This window comes from Glycomyces buryatensis (genome assembly GCF_004912275.1).
Taxonomy (GTDB): Bacteria; Actinomycetota; Actinomycetes; order Mycobacteriales; family Micromonosporaceae; genus Glycomyces; species Glycomyces buryatensis.
The window spans coordinates 36,543-51,583 of sequence record NZ_STGY01000065.1 but is presented as its reverse complement, the minus strand read 5'-3'; the positions used below and the strand labels follow the sequence as shown (position 1 = coordinate 51,583).

At 67.5% G+C, this 15,041-nt stretch carries 26 protein-coding genes and 1 pseudogene; 15 read left to right on the top strand and 12 right to left on the bottom strand.

The annotated features are described in order from the left end of the window. From FAB82_RS17525 to FAB82_RS17480, 11 genes and pseudogenes are all read left to right on the top strand, one after another. The coding region (locus FAB82_RS17525) for a BRO-N domain-containing protein (protein ID WP_168801656.1) at positions 1-730 on the top strand (730 nt) is incomplete at its 5' end. Further along, complete coding sequence (locus FAB82_RS17520) at positions 731-1,561, top strand: AAA family ATPase (RefSeq protein ID WP_136535835.1); 831 nt, start codon at positions 731-733, stop codon at positions 1,559-1,561. Further along, complete coding sequence (locus FAB82_RS17515; RefSeq protein ID WP_136535834.1) at positions 1,515-1,970, top strand: hypothetical protein; 456 nt, start codon at positions 1,515-1,517, stop codon at positions 1,968-1,970. The genes FAB82_RS17520 and FAB82_RS17515 overlap by 47 nt, the downstream gene beginning before the upstream one ends. Beyond that, positions 1,967-2,155: pseudogene (locus FAB82_RS28925) on the top strand (CHC2 zinc finger domain-containing protein); the annotation flags it as partial. The gene FAB82_RS17515 and the pseudogene FAB82_RS28925, both read left to right, overlap by 4 nt. A 40-nt stretch (positions 2,156-2,195) precedes the next feature. Then, positions 2,196-2,870 (top strand): hypothetical protein, encoded by a 675-nt coding sequence (locus tag FAB82_RS17505; RefSeq protein ID WP_246039693.1) that lies wholly within the window; start codon positions 2,196-2,198, stop codon positions 2,868-2,870. Continuing rightward, a complete protein-coding gene (locus tag FAB82_RS27195; RefSeq protein WP_168801655.1) occupies positions 2,863-3,027 on the top strand; it encodes a hypothetical protein in 165 nt (54 codons plus the stop codon). Before FAB82_RS17505 ends, FAB82_RS27195 begins: the two co-directional genes overlap by 8 nt. Further along, positions 3,020-3,640, top strand: coding sequence for a hypothetical protein (locus tag FAB82_RS17500; RefSeq protein ID WP_136535831.1), 621 nt, complete (start codon positions 3,020-3,022; stop codon positions 3,638-3,640). The genes FAB82_RS27195 and FAB82_RS17500 overlap by 8 nt, the downstream gene beginning before the upstream one ends. Positions 3,641-3,728: 88 nt before the next feature. After that, on the top strand, positions 3,729-4,289 hold the full coding sequence (locus FAB82_RS17495) for a hypothetical protein (protein WP_484103623.1): 561 nt from the start codon (positions 3,729-3,731) through the stop codon (positions 4,287-4,289). A gap of 30 nt (positions 4,290-4,319) precedes the next feature. Beyond that, on the top strand, positions 4,320-5,000 hold the full coding sequence (locus FAB82_RS17490; protein ID WP_136535829.1) for an RNA ligase family protein: 681 nt from the start codon (positions 4,320-4,322) through the stop codon (positions 4,998-5,000). Continuing rightward, positions 5,000-5,281, top strand: coding sequence for a hypothetical protein (locus FAB82_RS17485; RefSeq protein ID WP_136535828.1), 282 nt, complete (start codon positions 5,000-5,002; stop codon positions 5,279-5,281). Before FAB82_RS17490 ends, FAB82_RS17485 begins: the two co-directional genes overlap by 1 nt. Before the next feature lie 4 nt (positions 5,282-5,285). Beyond that, positions 5,286-5,516 carry a hypothetical protein gene (locus FAB82_RS17480; RefSeq protein ID WP_136535827.1) on the top strand — a complete coding sequence of 77 codons (231 nt, stop codon included), beginning with the start codon at positions 5,286-5,288 and terminating at the stop codon, positions 5,514-5,516. 247 nt (positions 5,517-5,763) lie between these two features. Here FAB82_RS17480 and FAB82_RS17475 read toward each other — a convergent pair whose 3' ends face one another. After that, complete coding sequence (locus FAB82_RS17475) at positions 5,764-6,522, bottom strand: hypothetical protein (protein ID WP_136535826.1); 759 nt, start codon at positions 6,520-6,522, stop codon at positions 5,764-5,766. Positions 6,523-6,614: 92 nt separating this feature from the next. After that, positions 6,615-6,956 carry a hypothetical protein gene (locus FAB82_RS17470; RefSeq protein WP_136535825.1) on the bottom strand — a complete coding sequence of 114 codons (342 nt, stop codon included), beginning with the start codon at positions 6,954-6,956 and terminating at the stop codon, positions 6,615-6,617. A gap of 85 nt (positions 6,957-7,041) precedes the next feature. Here FAB82_RS17470 and FAB82_RS17465 point away from each other — a divergent pair, with 85 nt between their 5' ends. The 4 genes from FAB82_RS17465 (at position 7,042) to FAB82_RS28090 (ending at position 10,538) form a co-directional block, all read left to right on the top strand. Continuing rightward, positions 7,042-7,446 (top strand): hypothetical protein, encoded by a 405-nt coding sequence (locus FAB82_RS17465; protein WP_136535824.1) that lies wholly within the window; start codon positions 7,042-7,044, stop codon positions 7,444-7,446. A gap of 136 nt (positions 7,447-7,582) precedes the next feature. Then, positions 7,583-8,470 carry a hypothetical protein gene (locus tag FAB82_RS17460; protein ID WP_136535823.1) on the top strand — a complete coding sequence of 296 codons (888 nt, stop codon included), beginning with the start codon at positions 7,583-7,585 and terminating at the stop codon, positions 8,468-8,470. Beyond that, entirely contained in the window at positions 8,467-9,066 is a 600-nt protein-coding gene (locus FAB82_RS17455) for an AAA family ATPase (protein WP_136535822.1), read from the top strand. Before FAB82_RS17460 ends, FAB82_RS17455 begins: the two co-directional genes overlap by 4 nt. Positions 9,067-9,071: 5 nt before the next feature. Next, positions 9,072-10,538, top strand: coding sequence for an ASCH domain-containing protein (locus FAB82_RS28090; RefSeq protein WP_246039692.1), 1,467 nt, complete (start codon positions 9,072-9,074; stop codon positions 10,536-10,538). 87 nt (positions 10,539-10,625) lie between these two features. On the opposite strand, the gene FAB82_RS17445 is transcribed toward FAB82_RS28090, so the two are convergent. The 10 genes from FAB82_RS17445 to FAB82_RS17400 form a co-directional block, all read right to left on the bottom strand. Further along, complete coding sequence (locus tag FAB82_RS17445; RefSeq protein WP_136535821.1) at positions 10,626-10,838, bottom strand: hypothetical protein; 213 nt, start codon at positions 10,836-10,838, stop codon at positions 10,626-10,628. Positions 10,839-10,949: 111 nt separating this feature from the next. After that, positions 10,950-11,288 carry a hypothetical protein gene (locus FAB82_RS17440; RefSeq protein WP_136535820.1) on the bottom strand — a complete coding sequence of 113 codons (339 nt, stop codon included), beginning with the start codon at positions 11,286-11,288 and terminating at the stop codon, positions 10,950-10,952. 24 nt (positions 11,289-11,312) lie between these two features. Next, complete coding sequence (locus FAB82_RS17435; protein ID WP_136535819.1) at positions 11,313-11,618, bottom strand: hypothetical protein; 306 nt, start codon at positions 11,616-11,618, stop codon at positions 11,313-11,315. Further along, a complete protein-coding gene (locus tag FAB82_RS17430) occupies positions 11,615-11,995 on the bottom strand; it encodes a hypothetical protein (RefSeq protein ID WP_136535818.1) in 381 nt (126 codons plus the stop codon). Before FAB82_RS17430 ends, FAB82_RS17435 begins: the two co-directional genes overlap by 4 nt. Next, positions 11,979-12,275, bottom strand: coding sequence for a hypothetical protein (locus tag FAB82_RS17425; RefSeq protein ID WP_136535817.1), 297 nt, complete (start codon positions 12,273-12,275; stop codon positions 11,979-11,981). The genes FAB82_RS17430 and FAB82_RS17425 overlap by 17 nt, the downstream gene beginning before the upstream one ends. A gap of 181 nt (positions 12,276-12,456) precedes the next feature. Continuing rightward, a complete protein-coding gene (locus FAB82_RS17420; protein ID WP_136535816.1) occupies positions 12,457-12,747 on the bottom strand; it encodes a hypothetical protein in 291 nt (96 codons plus the stop codon). Then, the gene (locus FAB82_RS17415) at positions 12,740-13,399 is read right to left on the bottom strand and encodes a hypothetical protein (RefSeq protein WP_136535815.1); all 660 of its coding nucleotides are present in this window, start codon (positions 13,397-13,399) and stop codon (positions 12,740-12,742) included. The genes FAB82_RS17420 and FAB82_RS17415 overlap by 8 nt, the downstream gene beginning before the upstream one ends. Next, on the bottom strand, positions 13,392-14,012 hold the full coding sequence (locus FAB82_RS17410) for a hypothetical protein (RefSeq protein WP_136535814.1): 621 nt from the start codon (positions 14,010-14,012) through the stop codon (positions 13,392-13,394). Before FAB82_RS17410 ends, FAB82_RS17415 begins: the two co-directional genes overlap by 8 nt. After that, positions 14,009-14,305, bottom strand: a complete 297-nt coding sequence (locus tag FAB82_RS17405; RefSeq protein ID WP_136535813.1) for a hypothetical protein — start codon at positions 14,303-14,305, stop codon at positions 14,009-14,011. Before FAB82_RS17405 ends, FAB82_RS17410 begins: the two co-directional genes overlap by 4 nt. After that, a complete protein-coding gene (locus FAB82_RS17400; protein WP_136535812.1) occupies positions 14,302-14,745 on the bottom strand; it encodes a hypothetical protein in 444 nt (147 codons plus the stop codon). The genes FAB82_RS17405 and FAB82_RS17400 overlap by 4 nt, the downstream gene beginning before the upstream one ends. Positions 14,746-15,041: the final 296 nt, after the last annotated feature.

Genomic DNA, 15,041 nt, shown 5'->3' with positions numbered 1-15,041 from the left:
GGTCGTCAACGGCGACGACGAGGACGGCCCCTGGTTCGTCGCCGCCGACATGGCCGCGGCCCTGGGATACAGCCGTGCCAACGACCTGACCCGATTCCTGGCCGACGACGAAAAGGGGGTGCGTGTACTCCGCACCCCTGGCGGTGACCAGCTCGTTCGCGTCGTCAACGAGCCCGGCCTGTACCACGCCATCATCCGATCGAAGACGCGGCTAGCCGCGGAGTTCCGCCGCTGGGTTTGCCATGAGGTCCTACCATCGATCGCCCGTACCGGCCGCTACGAACTACAAGAGCACGCCGCCGAGATCGTGCGCCTGCGGCGCTCCATGACCGGGCTCGAAGAAGAGGTCATGGCCCTGGAGTCGGCGAATGCGTTCCTCGGCGACCAAGCGGTGGTCGCGATCGGCTCGGAGTTCCGACACGGGGGCGTGCGGGTGTGGGACATGCGCGAGGCCCTTGTGGACAATGCGGACCTCGACGTGGCCCCCAAGGAGGTCCTCGATGCGCTCGCCGACCTGGGCGTGTTCGAGCGGCGCGCGTGGGGGCGCGTGGCGATCACTGAGGAGTGGCGGGACATCCTGTTCGCCGAGACGACTTACAAGAGGGGGGACAAGCTCTACCGCTACGACTGGGGCGTGGCGCGTGTGCGCCCCGGCCACCAGCGGGAGTTTCTGACCCGCGTCTACGTCGTCAACGACGAGCACAAGCGCCGCAAGGGCCAGTGGTACTGAGTGTTCTCCCTGCTCCAGGCGCATCGTGCCGGGGCCGATTCGGGCGCTGCGCTCCCCACCGTTTTCCGCTCCCTGGAGCGGTGGGGAGCGCGGCACCAGCGGGGCCAGCTCTCGCTGTACGCGGCCCCGGCCGGCACCGGGAAAAGCGCGCTCGGCCTCACCGTCGCACTCAAGTCCGGCGTCTCGGTCCTGTACCTGTCGGCCGACTCCGACTCCCATGTCCAGACCTCGCGGACCATCTCCATCCTCACTGGAGCGTCACTCGACGAGTCCCGCGAGTGGGTTCGCTCACAAACATGGCCCGCCGAAGTCGGTGAAACCCTAGGTCAGAACCTGTTCTTCAGGTTCGACTTCACGCCTTCGCCCACTATGGACGACGTTGAGGCCGCCGTCGCTTGTTACGTTGAGATCTACGGCGAGGCCCCGCATTTGATCGTGGTCGACAACGTCACCAACATCCGGGGCACCACGCAAGCGAACGCGGAGGACCCGTTCTCCGGACTTGAGTCCATCATGGACTACCTCCATTCGATGGCCCGCGAGACGGGCGCGCACGTGCTCGGACTCCACCACACCACGGCCGCGCACAACGACTCCTCCAAGCCCATCCCCCTCTCGGGGGTCAAAGGGCAGATCTCCAGAGTCCCGGCTCTCATCCTCACCCTCCACAAAGCAGGCGAGAAGCTCCTGGGCGTCAGCGTCGTTAAGAACCGTAACGGCAGGTCAGACGCCTCGGGTGGCCTCACCGTCGAGCTGGAGGCCGATCTCTCCAGGATGGCAATCAGTGACCCGAAATTCTCGGCCCCCCAATGGGCGAGCCAGCAAAGATAAGGGCTACGCCTTCGAGGTCCACGTCAAGGACCTGATCCGCACCATCGACCCCGAAGCGGCGCGCAACGGCACCCTGTACGGCCCCGCCGACCGGGGCGACATCGACTCGCCGCTCCTTGACCTGGTCATCCAGGCCAAGAACACCAAGGCGATTTCCCTGCTCAACGTGGCGGACGCCGCCAGCGCCCAGGCCCGCAACGCCGGGCGGGCCGACTGGATCGTGGTGCATCGCTACCGGCGGGGCGACTCCTACGCCCCGCACGAGCGGAACCTGTGGACGGTGGAAGAGGCGTTCGCTCGTCGCCTGCTCGCCCTGTACGGGCTGTCGCAGTCCGGCGTCATGGTCCTGGCCCCGCGCGGACGCGACCTGACCGAGGCCGAACGCGAGTTGGCCGCCGCTCGGTCATGACCGAGCCCGCGATCTACGCCGCACTCCGTCACTACTACCCGGGCTGGGAGGCCCCGCGCACGGTCGCCGAGCGGTGGAATCCCTGCAAGTGCCCCGATCCGTCCCATGAGGACCACAACCCCTCTGCCTCAGTCCACCCCGGGAAGGGCGCGTTCATGTGCCACTCCTGCGGGATCTCGGGCGACCTCATCTCCCTCATCAGAGACCAGGAAGGAGTCAACTACCGTGACGCTCTCGAACGAGCAGAGACTTTCGCTCCTGGAATCAGCCAGGAGCTACGCCGAGCAGGCACAGGACTCTCCGCTCGCCGACTATTTGGCGAGAAGGCGGGGGATCACCGATCCGGCCCTGATCAAGCGCCTGGGTCTGGGGTACGTCGGCGAGCCTTTCCCCGGCCATGAGCGGTTCCGGGGCCGCATGGCGATTCCCTACCTCCGCTACGGCTACTCCGGGCCGAACGTCGCGACCATCAGGTTCGCGTGCATGGTCCCCTCCTGCAAGCACACCGACCACGAGAAGATGCTCTCCCTGCCCGGCCACGGGAACCGCCTCTACAACACGAGAGACCTGCTCGCGCCGGTCGACGAGGTGTGCATCTGCGAGGGCGAGTGGGACACGATGACCGCCCTCGCCTACGGCCTCCACGCCGTGGGCGTGCCCGGTGTGAAGGCGTGGAAGCCGTACATGGCCGGCGCGTTCGCCGGATACAAAAAGGTCCGCATCATCGCGCAGATGGACGACGACGGGCAGTCCGTGAAGTGGGCGAATGAGCTTGCCTCCCAGATCCCCGCCGCGGTCGTCCAGCACTGCCCGCACGGCTTGGACCTCAACGACGCGCACTTGGCCGGGCGCGCGAACGCGCTCCTCAAGGGCCCCAAGGCGGTACCCGCAGGTGTCTAGGACCGCATCGGAAATCTGGCTCGCCGGCGGCTCCGACGAAGCGTACTGGGAAGCCTGGTGGACCGAGGCATACGGGCACGGGCCGCATCCGGGCGGCTGGGACGAGTGCATGTGTTGTCCACTTCCCGACGACGAAGACGAGAACCCCGATGACTGACACCACCACCCGCACCGAGACCGCCGCCGAGGTCAGCATCGAGGAATGGGCCCGGCTCCTGCGCCTCGCGACCACCGTCGCCCGCAACGAACTCGCGACCTGGCCGCGCGGCTTGATCGAGGTCGACGACCTCGCCCAGGACCTCATGGTCGACCTGGCCCGCAACCGAGCCGACACCCGCGGTCTCCTCGACAAGTACACGGCCACGGGACTCAAGTCGACCCTGCGGCGCAAGGCGTACCGAGCGGCGCACGCCGCCGCCGAGTCCCGCCGGCGCTGCCACGGCACCGACTTCTACACCGTGTTCCGTGTTCGCGCCCTCCTGGAGGAGGGCATCGGCCTCATCCCCGGCGCCGTCGAGGAGCGCCGCGACCCGTCCGGCTCCTACACGGTCGGCTTCGCCGAGGCCGCCGACCTGGCCGAAGCCCTCGACCTCGTCGCCGAACGCCACCGCCAGGCCCTCACCCGCAAGTTCGGGCCCGTCCTCGCCGCCCAGGCCACCCCGGCGCCCACCGCCGACCAGGTCGCCCGCGCCGTCCGCGCCCTGACCTACCTCCTCAACAACCTCGCCGAGGAGAAGACCCGCCTGCGCGGGGCCATCACCCGCCCCTGAACAGGTACTTCATTCAGACATGTCTGTCCACTCTTCACCAATTCGTATGTCCACAGAGCACATACGTGCCTGTTAGGAGGATCACCACGTGAGCGACGATCCGTGGGCCACACCGGTCCAGACCGCACCGGTACAGTCGATGCCGCCGGGGCAGGGCACCCCCGTATCTGCCCCGGCACCCCAACCTCCCACGCCCGCAATGCCTTCGGCGATCGTGCGCCTGACCCTTAAGGAAGACGGCCCGCCGTGGCTGACCTTCGAGTCCGGGTCGGCCGCCGACATCATCGCCCACCTCGACGACAAGGCCGCGATCCAAGGACTCCTCCAGCGGGCCTCGACGATCTCGGCCTACTGGCGGGGACTCGGCGGCCAGAACCAGGCCCAGAACTCCCGGCCCGCCGCACCCGCCGGCCAGCGCTCAGGCCACGGCACTCCCGGCCCCCAGAGCGCTCCCGGCGGTGAGCGCCGGTTCTGCGACCACGGCGAGATGACCTGGAAGTCCGGCATCTCCTCGAACTCCGGCAAGCCGTACTCGGGGTGGTTCTGCCCCGGCCCGCGGGGCTCACAGTGCCCGCCGGAATGGCCCGACAAGGGCGGCAACCAGCGCCGGGCCCAGTCCGCCTCGTACGAGGACGCGCCCCCCTTCTAGATCCCCACCCTCGAAAGGAGCCCCACCACCATGCAGACACCCACCTTGGAGCGGCCCGAGGCCGCGCCGCTGCTCGCGGTCCGCGACGAGCACCGCAAATGGCCCAAAACCCCGAGGCTGACGACCCCGTTCGTCATCACAGAAAAGCTGGACGGCACCAACGCGTGCGTCGCGATCTCCCGCCTGGGCGACCGTGACGGGGTCTCCGCTGCGGACCTCGACTTCCCCGAGCACTACGGCGTCACCGTCGCGTTCACTCATGGGGCGTGCTTCGCCGTCCGCGCCGCCTCACGGACCCGCTGGATCGCCCCCGGCGACCGCGACAACTTCGGGTTCGCCGGGTGGGTCCGCGAGAACGCCGAAGCCCTCACCGTCCTGGGTGTGGGCCGCCACTACGGGGAGTGGTTCGGCCGGGGCATCCAGCGCGGCTACGGCATGTCGAACCGCTGTTTCGCTCTCTTCGACGAGAAATGGCGCAACGCCCTTCCCTACGGTCTCCCGCCGAATGTCGGGGTCGTGCCGCGCGTCGCGACCGCCGCCGGCCACGAGCTGACGAAGCGCGTCGCATGGGCCCTCGACCACCTCGACAAGGACGGCTCCTACGTCGGCGCTCCGGGCGCCGTCGCTGAGGGTGTCGTCGTCACCTCCATGAACTCCAACCCGATCCGATTCAAAGCCCTCGCCGACGAACACGAATGGAGCACCATCTGATGAGCAACAAGACCAGCACCCGCCGGACCACCGTCACCGTCGCTCTCAAGAAGGGTCCAGTCCTCACCGTCGAGGACCCCGAGGTCTACAAGGTTGAGGGAACGATCCTCACCCTCGGCGAGTCCAGCCGCGCGATGCGCCTGCCGCTGGACACCATCACCTCGATCACGGTCGCCCCCCGCAAGCCGGACGTGGTCGACGAGCTGATGAAGCTCTACACCGACGCGCTCAAGCGGAGCCCCTACAGCGCCTACACCTACAACACCTCGCTGCGGTGGTGATCCTGTGACGAATGCCAGCACGTTCGACGACGACGAAGCCCGCCGCCTCCTCTCCGGGCTCCAGGAGGGCCTGGAGGACGCGATGATGGACGCCAAGATCGAGATCGCCGCAGCCGTCTGGTCGGCGGTTGTCCGCTCCTCGCACGGCGTTTACACCGCCGCGAGGAACACCGGGTACTCGCGCCGCGAGGCCCGGCGGATCGCCTGGCGGTTCATCGTCCGATGCACCCGATAGCCTGACGACGGCCGCGCGGCCCCACCCTCCCAGGGTGGGGCCGCTTCTCGTTGCAGTACAAGAGGTTCAGAAGATCCGCTTCAGCTTCCGCTTCACCCTGCGCGACTTCCGGGCCGTCGTCACGACCCGCCGCGCGCCCGGATCGGCGATCTGCCGAACGAGGCGCGCTTTCGCGCGTCCTCGGACTCGGTTGAAGGTGACCGCGACGGGGTTCCTGCGACGGCGGGGCATGAGGGGTATCCAATCACTACACAGCTATGAGGACATTGTCTCGGCCCTTGGCCGCCTTCACAACCCGCTGGATCGTGCGAATGCTCGGCACGAGATTGAATCGCTCTTTCAGCTCGGGTGCGGAGAGACGGGGGTGATTGCGGTGGAGGGGCACCACGACATCCCAGACATCCTCCTGGTGGATGCCGGTCGGGGCGACGCCGTAAGGGAACCGGACGGGCTCCTCGACCGGCGCGGCGAGCCCGTCGAGGCCCGCCGGGGAGTCCGGCACGACCGGAGCGACCGGAGCCGGTACCGCGACGGGCTCGACCACGGGAACGGGAACCGGAGGCGCGACCGCAGGCGCGGGGACCCCGGCCGGGGTCGCCTCGGCCGGGACGGGCGGGTTGAACAGGGCCTTGAGCATGGTCTTCGTCAGGAAGGCGTCCAGCTCGTGGACGCGCCACAGAATGAGGGGCGGGACGGCCGAGACTGCGATCGTAAGCTCGTTCGACTCGGGGATCTGGCCGGCGCTCAGGAGGTGCGACAGGGAGTTGCAGACGATCATAAGGCCGATCGCTACGGCCGTGTCGAGCTGGCGGTGGACCTTGAATGCGGCGATGGCGTAGGCGTCGAGGGCGACGGGGTAGAAGACCGCGAGGCGCCAGTCGTAGCCGACTTCGACGGCCATGTGGTACTCGCCGGTCGCGCACAGGGCGATGGCCGATCCGAGGCAGATCCACACGAGGACGCGCATGGCGCGGTTGGACTGGAGCTGGGTAGCCTGGGGGTGCATCCGATGTTCCTTTCTCGTTTTTCCTAATCCGGGTTGGGGATGGGTGCGAAGGCCCCGGCGAGGTGTTAGCGCACCAGACCGGGGCCGCCTTGCTATGTGGTCGTCTTAGGCGGCATGGTGAGAAGGTCCCAGGAGCCGACATCGACGGCGAGCTGGTCGACGAAGGTGGTGAAGGTCGCGAGGGCCTCACGCGCTTCCTCCCTGGTGAAGTTCTCGTTCCAGTTGAGGACCTGGCGGACCGTGCCGTCCTCGCGGTGGACCTTCGAGTTCATCGCGAAGTCGAACCATTCGCGGTCGCCTTCGTGGCTGTGGACGAGGGTGATCCACACGTCGTGGCTGCCGTCCTTGACGGCCTTGGCCTCACCGATGACGGAACCGCCCGAGCAGACACGGTTGCCGTCCTGGTCGGTGCGGGAGGCGTTGTAGGAGGTCATGGGGTGCGCCTTTCGCTGGAGGGGAACGCATTGAACTGAAGTGTACATCAGTGTACGCGACTGCACTGTAGTGTACAGTCAGGATATGAGCGAATCAAGTAAGCCCACTCAGTATCCGGCGACCGAGGCGCGGAAGATCCTTGGCGAGCTGGTGAAACGGGCCGCCAAGGGCGAGCAGATCACCATTTCCTACCGGGACGACTTCCATGCGGTCCTGGCGGACCCGGCTGTCGTGCACGCCGGGTTGATCGCAACAGGCCGGATCGGACAGGACATGTCCGACGAGCGCCGGGATTTGATGGTCAACATCCTGGGGTCCATGTCCAAGATCGAGCGGGAGAAGCTCGCGGGTCGCGAGCGGCTCGACCGCGAGCGGATGGCCGAGATGGGCCTGGACCCGGATAAGGAGTACACCGAGGCGGAGGTGTGGGAGGTCGAGCAGGCGTACATGAAGCGCCGCCGAGCCGAGCGGCAGGAGCGCGACGAGTGACTGAAGCATGGAGATTGGGGACCCCGATCCGCACGTAGGTCGAGCCCCGCGTGCGCACGCGCGGGGCTCTCTCGTTTCACGGAGACACGCCGAGAAAGTCTGGGCATTTGCTGGGCATCCGTGGTTGAATATGGGAATGACCACAAAAAGCCCACTCGCGGAGGATGTGAAGGCGGGGCTCCGTGCCGTGCTCCGCCACGGCCTTCCCCTCACCGCTGGCACACCGCCGGCAGCGCTACTCGAACTCCGCGGCGTCGTTGGCCGCGCCGTCGACCCCACCGATCCAGCCAGCCGCGCCGAGGCTCTCGACGGACTTCTTCGCTCACTCGTCGCGCGCTACCCCGATCAGCGATTGGCACCGGGCGTTCGCATCCTCTTCGGCCTCAACGATGGCGCTGGGCTCAACCTCATGAAGCGCCGCGCGCTCGCGGCCGAGGCCGTCGTCTACGAGGCTGACCACTTCCGCAAGCGCATCGAACCGGCGATGGTCGAACAGCTCACGGCCGAACTCCTCGCCGATGCCGACCGGTTCCGCCTCACCAAGCTCATCGCCCCGCGCCTGGCCGCCGCCACTGCGCGGCAGCCGATCACCACCGACCCATTCGCCTGGGAGGTCACCGCCCACGAGGAGGCATTGACACGCGTCTGGGCGGCCGTCTACGCACTCCGCGCGGACCTGCTCCTCGTCGAACGACTCATCAGCCTCGACGAGGCCCCCGCGGAGATCGCCGATGCCTTGGTGAGCGCGGCGTGGCGGTGGGGCCTTGCCCGCAATGTCGCCGTTGACTTCGCCGACATCTATCCCGGCGAGGCCAGTCCCGACGACCTCATGTTCCTGGCGGGCTGGTGCCCCATGCTCACTCCCGAAGAGGCCGTGAAGATCCGCGCCGCCGCCGAAGCCGCCGGGGACGCCGACGCCTTCCGGACCGCCGTAGCGGTTGCCCTCGACCTTGACCAGACCTGGGTACGTCCCTACCTGGACGCCGCCCCGACCGATCCGATCCCAGAAAGCACCGACCAATGACAGACGCACTCGCACAAGCCATCGCCAACGCCGCCGAGGAGCCGCCGAAGCGGTACGTGATCACCGGCGGCCCCTCCACGGGGAAAGACGACCTGATCGAGGCCATCCGCAAGGCCGGTCTCCCCTGCATGGAGGAGGAGCCGGGCCGGGCGATCTACCGCAAGCACCGCGACAGGCTCGGCCGACACCTGCTCAAAGAGGACCGCCGAGACTACTCGCTCGAAGTCCTCGCCGCCTTCATCGACGAGTTCGAGAACCACACCAACGGCATCCGCTTCTACAACCGCGGCATCCCCGACGGCTACGGCTGGGAAGGCTTTTTCGGCCTTCCCCCTGCCCCCGAGCTGGACGCGGCCACCGAGCGGTACCGGTATGACACGGTATTCGTCCTCGACCCGCTCGACCGCTTCGAGGACCCCGACGACATTGTGTGGGCCAAGGAGCGCGAGCTACGCCGCGTCCACGAGCTGATCGTGCAGGGCTACTACAACGCCGGATACGAACCGGTCTTCGTCTCGCCCGGGACCGCCGCGGACCGGCTTGACTTCATCTGCGCCAACCTGCGACTCCCCAAGCCCACCCGTGACGAGAGGTGACCCCCGTGGCTGATCTCCTGGTATCCCCGAACTCCGTTCTCGCGAACGCCCTGGTGCGCTCGATCGACCTCCTGAGCCCCAGAGTCCACGCCGACCGGCCGCGCCGCATCGAGTTTGTGGTCGGCACCCAGATCAACGGGGCACCGCACCTGGGCACCAACCTCGTCCAGGCCGCCGCGTTCACGCTCGCCAAGCACGCCCGTAAAGAGTTCGGCATCGAGACCGCCGTCCGATTCGGGGCACTGGACAACGCCCCACATGAGGTCGAGCTTGACCCCGAGACCCATCACGCCTACCAGCGCACGTACTTCCACGCGCTCGGCAAGGCCGGGGTCGACGAGCTGATCGACCGCTATTACCGGGCGTTCTTCGACTCGCTCGCCGATGCGACCGATGTGGACTACACGGTCGAGACCTACACCGACCAACAGGCCACACCCGGGTTCCGCGCTGAATTCCTCCGCAGCCTCGAACACCTCGACGACATCCGCCTGTGGCTGGCGCCCTCGCACGGGAACGTCCACGTCCGCGTCCCGTGCCCCGAATGCGGGTGGGCCGAGAAGCGCGGCGACCGCACCCGCCTCGCGGGACTGGACGAGGACGGCGCGGTCTTCACCGCCGTGTGCATGGACCACGGCCCCTATGAGGTCCACATCGACCCCGAGGACGACACGCCGTACCTCGACCTCGCGACCCTGTACCGCAACCTCGTGAAAGAGCGACTGATCAGCCGAGACCGGACCGTGCTGCCGGTCATGATCAAAGGCGGTGACTGGACCTTCGGCGCCCAGCTTGTAGACGGCGCGCTCGGGGCGATGGGCACCCCCATCACCCAGATCCCCCTGCGAATCTTCACCCCGCAAGTCCTCGCAGCGACCGGCGCGAAGCTCTCGAAATCGCTCTTGCGCGAGCGCGGCAAGACCGCGCTCCCGGCCGATGTCGAGCCGTGGATGCTCGACACCACCACCGTCCCCGGCGACGTGGACGGCTACGTTGACGCGCTCCTGTGGCTCGTCGGGGTCATGCTCGCCGACCCCAAGCACTTCTTCCGCTCCTACACCGTCCGCGAACTCAGCAGGCTCATGCACGCCCGACCTGCCGAAGAGGCCAACCGGTTCCGCGCTCACGAGATGGGCATCTACAAGCGGTATTTCGACCTCATCGCCTCCGGCGAGAAGACCACCGAGATCCGCGTCAACGATGCGTCCCGGCGCAACCTCAAGGCGGGCAAGCTCATCCGCTTCAAGTGCCAGGGCGACGAGGTCCTGACCCGAGTGACCTACGTTCACCGCTACGCCGATTTTGACGACATGTTCGACCACGAGTCCGTCGAATCGGTGAACCCCACCGCGACCCGTGAGAGCCAGCTCGCCAACATCCGCCAGATCTACCCGCCCGACCGCGAGGCGGCCGGCGTGCTGGCGATCGGGATCGAACTGGTAGACCCGCCCCGGCCCCGCACCGGGGCGTAGAGCGAAGCGACGCGAAACGGCGGGCGGCATAGGCCGCCCGCCGTTCTATTTGATCTGGGGCCGACGCCAAGCGGCGGCGGACCGGCGTCAGCGGGCGAGGAGGCCCCAGGACACGCAGCCGGTCAACCCTGCGGCTCCGAGCAGGAGCACCGTGCGCCCGGTCGTGCTGCGCAGGGCCGCCAGTGCCAGAGCGGAGCCGACGATGAGAGCAATCTGCGTCCGCTGGAATCGCGGGGCCTTGCGGACAAGCTGGGTCGCCTCGTCGGCCCCGGTGGTGTGATCGTGCTGGGTGGGTGACATCGGCTTCCTTCGTGATCGTGGTGGGGTGTGGTGGTGGGGCCGCCGCGCGAGCGTCGTGTGCGGAAGGTCGTGCGCGGCGGCCCCGAGGGGAGGACGGAGGTCCTCCCCGGCCTATGGCGACTCAGACGCGGACTTGACGAGCCCGGCGAGCGTCTCCCGCTCGCCTTCGATCCACTTCCGAATCTTCTCGTCGCGGAAGCCGTATAGGTCGGCGAGTCGCTTGTAGCCGAGCAGCTTCCCGTCCTGGTAGACGGTGAAGTCGGCCAGGTCGCGGAGCCGCGGGCGCGCGCCGTCGTAGACGAGCATCGCGATGACGAACTCGTTGGCGGTGCGGCCGGTCGGCTCGAACACGAGCGCGAACGTGTCGCCCTCGAAGGCGTGGACTATCCGGGCCCGGTCGTAGTCGCGCAACGAATTAGGCTCCGCCGCACTTGCTTCACTGTCGTTCATGACCGCCGTCCGAGGGCTCGGTTGCTAGATCGGCGCATAGTGCGCTCCGAACGCGAGCACGACGAACGCAGCGCCGCCCCCGAACACCCAGTCTCGCTTCCGCTTCGCGGACCGCTCGTTGTGCGCCTTGACGGTCTCCTTGCCTCCCCATTTGATGTAGGCGAGGTAACCGACCATGTAGAGCGCGACGCCGTAGGTGACGGCGAGACCGACTTTCGAGGCCAGAGCACCGATCATGTCGCCGACAGCCGTGTCCTCGGTGCGGGAGTATAGGAGCGCGAGGACGCCGGCGGCGAGGCTGATGATGAACGCGCGGATCATGCCTTTCACGCGCTCACCCCCGCCGTCTCCAGCTCGCGCGCGAGCGGCGAGGCCGGGTCGTGGGTGAAGTCCCATTCGCCGTCGAGCCCCTCGCCGTTGTCGAGGGCAGCCGAGATCTCCACGAGGAACCGCATGAGCACACCGCCGCCAGTCATAGACAGGCCGAATCCGAGGTGCTTGGCGGCGGCGTTGAGCGCGGGGTAAAGCGTGCCGCAAGAGCTGAGGCCGACTTCGCCGAGGGGCGCGTCCGCCTGAGACAGGCCGAGGGCGACCACCTTGAAGCGCTTGGCGCCGCCCTCATACTCGTGGTAGGTGATGCGCAGGTCGTACCCGAAGGCGTGGAGGATGCCCAGTGATTTCATGGTGGCGTTAGTGCTGTTCGGCATGGCTCCGCTTCCACTTCGGCATGACCATCGGCAGGAGTCCGGTGTAGGGGGCCAGCGAGTTGGTGACCATCACGAGCCCGACAACCCCGGCGAGCTGGAAGGCAAGCCCGATCAGGGCGCAGAAGGCGGACCAACTGGAGGCGGGCTGGAGGCTGACCAGCTCGTACAGCGCCATGATCATGAAGACGGCGCCGAAGGTGAAGATGATGGCGAACGCCAGGTAAAGCACGGTCGCGGTGACGAAGGTGGTGCGGTTGAGTGGTTCGGACTTTTCGTCCATTGAGGAGATTGCTCCGTCTCGTCTTGATGGTGGGACGGGTGCGGCAGCACTGGCGGACCGATGGGATCGAGCCCGCCGGATCGGGAGGCGCCGCCGCACCCGAGTCGGTGAAGATGGGGTAGCGGGTTCGCGATGACCTTCCGGCCGCCGAACTGACGGCGCGGTGATCGCGTCGCGGGTGCTACTCCGATATGTGGTCTAGTTGTGCCGCAACGGATTCCGCGCGGTCGTTCTCCGCCTGCTCGGCCTTGGCGATGACCTGGCGGGCCTGCTGGTCGATCCAGGGTTTCCAGGAGTCCCGCGACCAGTTCGAGTACCACTCCGAGTACGCGTAGTGGTAGACGTGGCAGATCAGGCCCATTGGAAAGTTGCCTCGGCGGGCCTCGACGCGGTGGACCTCGCCGTCCGGGTAGACGGTGAAGACGAAGTCCTCGCGCTCGAACTCGCCGAGCGGCGCTCCTGGGTCAGCCATTGCGCAGGGCGCTCCGCTCGTTGATGTCGTCGGTTCGGGCCTGCCGTGGCAGGGCAAGGCGGCCCCGGACGGCCGAGCGCCACAGTGCTGAGCCCGCGCGGGCGAGTCGGAGCCGGTTGGACCTGCCCGGCTCGGACTCCGGGTCGGTCCCGAACGTGTCTCCGTAGTCGGGAGCGCTCCAGGAGACCTGGACTTGCATGTAGTCCTTGTGCGGTGCGGTCAAGGTGGCCGCCCACCGTGGCTCCGCGTCGCCGGGCTCCTCTTCGACACGAACGACCCCCGTACTGGGAGTGGCGGTCATGACGAGGACGAGATCGCCGAAGCGAATCGAGGAGCGCACAGGGACCTCGATCGCACGCTTGTAAGCGTCAACGATCGCGGCCTCGGCGAGGACGGCATTGCCGTTCCCGGCCCAGTCAGACGGGAAGTCGAAGTGCGCCCCGCCCTGGTCGTACTGGTCGAGGTCCGTCGCCTCGGCAACACCGCGGTGAGGATCGGGAAAGACCCTGTCCACCCGGGCCTGATTGCCGCCGTGGAGATACACCCGGTAAGTCCAGTCGGGCCCGGCGGCGGCGCACAGGTGGAACTCGCCGATCTTCAGCCCCGCCGCCTCCCGTACCGGTCCGGCCTCTGCGGTCGCTGTCTCACCCATGCGGTGCCCCTCTCACTGCTTGCGCGTCACGGGCCGCCAGCCAGACGTTGCGGGCGGCCTCCTTGATGTCCTGCGAGAGGTCAGGGCCACTGAAGCGGGCGTGCCAGAGGTCTTTCAACCACAGGTCGGTTTCGGCGTCGTCGACCTCGCCGATGTTCCGGGCCTGGCCGATGTAGCGGGGGGAGCCGATTCCGGTGTGGAGCGTGACGGCCCGGTGCTCGATGTCGGGGGTGAACGCGAGCTTGAGTCGGTCGACCGTGACGTACTTCGTGCCAGGTCCCGGGGGGATCGTCGGCGGAGACGCGGGGGCGGAGGGAGCCGACGACTTCGCCGCTGCCTGCGCGGCTTGGTATGCCGTGTCAGCCGCCTCGCGGATCTCGCGGCGGTCGTCCCGGTTGAATGCGACGATGAACTCAGCCTCGACGCGGAACTGTGGCCTGCGCAGGTTCAGCGCAGAGACGGTCCCGACGAACTGGGGCTTCTCCTCGACGGTCGAGACCGTCACGAGGCCGTCGCCGGGGAATACCTTGAGGACCACTTCCCGCTCGCGTTCGCCTTCGCCGATCCTCACCCGCTTGGTCGACGGCGGGATGACCGCTCCGATCTGGCTCATCGGACCGACCTCCCACGCATGGAGTGCTGGTAGTGGCGCTGCGCGGTGTCCCGGATCTCCCGGCGGTAGTAGTTGAGCCGGTTGAAGTATTCGGGCTCGAAGAGGATGCGCGGGTAGTCGGCTTCGATGAGGCCGTTGACGGTGGCGACGAGCGCATTTCCGGCGTCGGCATCTTCGAGGGTGACCCTGTCGTCGCCAGGGAATGCGGTGTAGCGCAGGCGCAACCGGTCTTCCATCCCGCCCGCGACGGGGACGATCTTCGCCGGGGATTCGGTGTCGGTCTCGGTGCTCATGCGACCGCTCCCTTAACCGGCTCGATCGGGTAGTCGTGCCGGGTGTCGCGGTACCGATGCCGCGGGGTGGGCTTTCGGCGGAAGCGACGGCCTTTTGGCCGCCGTTGCTCGATCGGGGCCGGGGGCCGCTGCGCAGGGATGGCCGGCACCGGAGCCGGAGCGGGTTTCTTGGGTTTGGGCGGAAGGATGTTGAGGGCCTCTGTATTGCTGAACAGGTACCCGGCATCGACGGAGCGGCGCTTCTCGGCAGGTTCAGCCCTCTTGTTGTAGGTCTCCAGGTTCTTCCGTCGAGTCGTGCAGCCCTTGCGGCGGGTGATCTCGCGGCAGTCGAACGCCTCGCACTGATAGAGGAGCCCGAAGAGGATCGGGATGGGTTGGTGCTTGGCGATCGTGGCTTTTGCGTGCCACAGCGTCGGGTCGTAGGATAGGGCGAAGGTCATGAGAGAAGGACCGTTTCTCTTCATGTGCCGCTTGAGCGGCCCACGCCAGGACAAGGGACTTTTGCAGGGAACCTAGCCTGACGTGGGCCGCCGTCTTGTGTGCGGCGTGGATGAAACGTCGTGGTCTTCAGTTATGGAGTGGCCCGCCCACCCCCACCTCTTCGAGAAGCCCCGAAGTGGGCGGGCCGGTCGAGCTGGAACCCCACCAAACTTCCTCGTCGCCGAGTCCATCAGGGTTCCGGCCGTTCGAGCAGCGCCCGACCAGGGTTATGTCACATGCGGCGAACGCGTCATAC

Excerpts from the sequence above, each read along its gene's own strand:
- FAB82_RS17500 (WP_136535831.1), top strand. The coding sequence starts at position 3,020 with ATGACTGACACCACCACCCGCACCGAGACCGCCGCCGAGGTCAGCATC.
- FAB82_RS17490 (WP_136535829.1), top strand. The coding sequence starts at position 4,320 with ATGCAGACACCCACCTTGGAGCGGCCCGAGGCCGCGCCGCTGCTCGCG.
- FAB82_RS17485 (WP_136535828.1), top strand. The coding sequence starts at position 5,000 with ATGAGCAACAAGACCAGCACCCGCCGGACCACCGTCACCGTCGCTCTC.
- FAB82_RS17475 (WP_136535826.1), bottom strand. The coding sequence starts at position 6,522 with ATGCACCCCCAGGCTACCCAGCTCCAGTCCAACCGCGCCATGCGCGTC.
- FAB82_RS17470 (WP_136535825.1), bottom strand. The coding sequence starts at position 6,956 with ATGACCTCCTACAACGCCTCCCGCACCGACCAGGACGGCAACCGTGTC.
- FAB82_RS17465 (WP_136535824.1), top strand. The coding sequence starts at position 7,042 with ATGAGCGAATCAAGTAAGCCCACTCAGTATCCGGCGACCGAGGCGCGG.
- FAB82_RS17460 (WP_136535823.1), top strand. The coding sequence starts at position 7,583 with ATGACCACAAAAAGCCCACTCGCGGAGGATGTGAAGGCGGGGCTCCGT.
- FAB82_RS17455 (WP_136535822.1), top strand. The coding sequence starts at position 8,467 with ATGACAGACGCACTCGCACAAGCCATCGCCAACGCCGCCGAGGAGCCG.
- FAB82_RS17445 (WP_136535821.1), bottom strand. The coding sequence starts at position 10,838 with ATGTCACCCACCCAGCACGATCACACCACCGGGGCCGACGAGGCGACC.
- FAB82_RS17440 (WP_136535820.1), bottom strand. The coding sequence starts at position 11,288 with ATGAACGACAGTGAAGCAAGTGCGGCGGAGCCTAATTCGTTGCGCGAC.
- FAB82_RS17430 (WP_136535818.1), bottom strand. The coding sequence starts at position 11,995 with ATGCCGAACAGCACTAACGCCACCATGAAATCACTGGGCATCCTCCAC.
- FAB82_RS17425 (WP_136535817.1), bottom strand. The coding sequence starts at position 12,275 with ATGGACGAAAAGTCCGAACCACTCAACCGCACCACCTTCGTCACCGCG.
- FAB82_RS17420 (WP_136535816.1), bottom strand. The coding sequence starts at position 12,747 with ATGGCTGACCCAGGAGCGCCGCTCGGCGAGTTCGAGCGCGAGGACTTC.
- FAB82_RS17415 (WP_136535815.1), bottom strand. The coding sequence starts at position 13,399 with ATGGGTGAGACAGCGACCGCAGAGGCCGGACCGGTACGGGAGGCGGCG.
- FAB82_RS17410 (WP_136535814.1), bottom strand. The coding sequence starts at position 14,012 with ATGAGCCAGATCGGAGCGGTCATCCCGCCGTCGACCAAGCGGGTGAGG.
- FAB82_RS17405 (WP_136535813.1), bottom strand. The coding sequence starts at position 14,305 with ATGAGCACCGAGACCGACACCGAATCCCCGGCGAAGATCGTCCCCGTC.
- FAB82_RS17400 (WP_136535812.1), bottom strand. The coding sequence starts at position 14,745 with ATGACCTTCGCCCTATCCTACGACCCGACGCTGTGGCACGCAAAAGCC.